This window comes from Haloferax profundi (assembly GCF_001469865.1).
In the GTDB taxonomy this organism is placed as follows: Archaea; Halobacteriota; Halobacteria; order Halobacteriales; family Haloferacaceae; genus Haloferax; species Haloferax profundi.
This window is the reverse complement of sequence record NZ_LOPV01000359.1, coordinates 1-2,143: the sequence shown is the minus strand read 5'-3', so window position 1 is coordinate 2,143 and position 2,143 is coordinate 1. Positions and strand designations below refer to the sequence as shown.

Sequence of the window (2,143 nt, the reverse complement as noted above, 5' to 3'; positions counted from 1 at the left end):
TCGTTCGTCCCCATCGGTGGCGGAGGTCTCATCTCGGGAATTGCGACTGCAGTGGGTGAACTTTCCCCCGAAACTCGTATTGTCGGCGTCCAAGCGACAGGGGCAGCGACAGTCCCGCAAAGCCTCAAAAAAGGGAGTCCAAAAGACGTCGACGATGTGCAGACAATCGCAGACGGAATTGCTACTGGCGGCATATCTGAACTGACATACGAGCACATCGACGAGTATGTTGATGAGGTCGTCACAGTCACCGACACTCAGATTGCAGAAAGCATTCTCTACATGTTGGAACGAACGAAGCAGATGGTCGAAGGAGCCGGTGCCACATCCATCGCTGCTGTTCGGAGCGACCAGCTCCACGTGGAAGGTGAGACAGTTGTCCCACTTCTTTGTGGAGGAAATCTCAGCATGACAGACCTGCAGACGGTATTGACACACGGTCTAACGTACCGAAAGCAACTCGTGCAGTTGCGTGTTCACATCATCGACGAACCAGGAAAGATGGAGGAAATTTCGGATATAATCGCAGATCACGGGGCGAACATCAGAGATGTTCGCCACGAGCGGTCAGTCGAATCACTCTGTGTGGGTGAAGCCTATCTTGACCTCCGAATTGAGACAAGCGGACCAAACCAGACAGATCGGATTATCGGGTCGTTACGAAGTGGAGGCTATGACGTCCAAAATATTAGCTAACTGTGATTGAACGCCAGCGATAGTCCGATACCCTGTTACTTCTGTGCAACCGCTTCGATTTCGATTCCGACGCTCTTCGGAAGTGCTCCAGCCTCAAATGCGCTGCGAGCAGGCGGACTCTCATCGAAGAATGATGCATATACTTCGTTCATTACATCGAAGTCGTTGATGTCGTCCAGATACACCGTCGTTTTGAGGACGTCACTCATTGAGAGTCCTTCACTAGCGAGCACAGCCGAAATGTTCTCCAACACTTGTTCGGTCTGCTCCTGTATTGATGCATCGGATTTCAATTCGCCATCTCCGGTGGCTGGGATTTGGCCTGCGGTAAATACGAGATCACCATTTGTCGTTGCTTGGCTGTACGCACCAACTGCAGCAGGAGCGTCTCCTGTTTCAATTGTTTGAACCATCGTATATACGACTAGTTGCAACCGTAAAAAAGATTAATGTGAAACGATCTGTTGAGTGTTTGTGTATTGTATTTGACACGAACTATTAAGGGACTGTGCCAAGTTGTTTGTGGTATGCTGGAAAGTAGCAAGCTTGCAGAGACAGACCCAGCTGTAGCATCTGCAATTTCGGCAGAAGAGGATCGCCAAGAGAATAACCTAGAGATGATTGCCTCAGAGAACCACGTTTCTGAAGCCGTTCTTGAAGCCCAGGGAAGCGTCCTTACGAATAAATATGCTGAGGGATACCCCAAGTCTCGCTATTACGGCGGATGTGAGCACATGGACACGGTTGAACAGACAGCTATTGACCGGGCGAAAGAACTGTTCGGTGCTGAACACGCCAATGTTCAACCACACAGTGGTACGCAGGCCAATATGGGCGTCTATTTTGCGATGTTGGACCCGGGTGATAAAATTCTCTCGTTGAATCTGAATCACGGAGGGCATCTTTCGCACGGACATCACGTCAATTTCTCTGGCCAGTTCTACGAAGTAGAGCAGTACGGTGTTGACCCAGAGACCGGATACATCGATTACGACGAACTCGAGTCAATTGCCAAAGAATTCTCCCCTGACCTGATTGTCAGTGGTTCTTCTGCCTATCCGCGTGAATTCGACTTTGAGCGTATCAGTCGTGTGGCAGACCAGGTTGATGCGTACCACCTCGCAGATATCGCTCACATTACTGGCTTGGTGGCCGCTGGGATTCATTCGAATCCCGTGGGGACTGCTGATTTTGTCACAGGTTCGACTCACAAGACGATTCGAGCTGGACGGGGGGGAATGATCCTAACGAGTGAAGAGCATGCAGAGGTAATCGACAAGGCGATTTTCCCCGGTGGTCAGGGAGGACCACTCATGCATAACATCGCTGGCAAAGCAGTCGGATTCAAAGAGGCACTTCAACCAGAATTCGTCGAGTACGCAGAACAGGTGGTTGCAAATGCTCAGACGCTCGCAACTACACTTCAGGAGCGCGGTTTCTCGGTTGT

Annotated in this window: 3 protein-coding genes; 2 read left to right on the top strand and 1 reads right to left on the bottom strand. The window is 50.6% G+C overall.

All coding sequences use genetic code 11. From position 1 onward, the window contains the following. Positions 1–696 (top strand): pyridoxal-phosphate dependent enzyme (locus AUR66_RS13110; protein ID WP_157533118.1); only part of this gene is annotated, 696 nt, incomplete at its 5' end. Between the two features lie 35 nt (positions 697–731). Here the strand turns inward: AUR66_RS13110 and AUR66_RS13105 are convergent. Further along, positions 732–1,109 carry a Rid family detoxifying hydrolase gene (locus AUR66_RS13105; RefSeq protein ID WP_058572772.1) on the bottom strand — a complete coding sequence of 126 codons (378 nt, stop codon included), beginning with the start codon at positions 1,107–1,109 and terminating at the stop codon, positions 732–734. 114 nt (positions 1,110–1,223) lie between these two features. Between AUR66_RS13105 and glyA the strand changes: the two genes are divergently transcribed. Next, positions 1,224–2,143 (top strand): serine hydroxymethyltransferase (gene glyA, locus AUR66_RS13100; protein ID WP_197409781.1); only part of this gene is annotated, 920 nt, incomplete at its 3' end.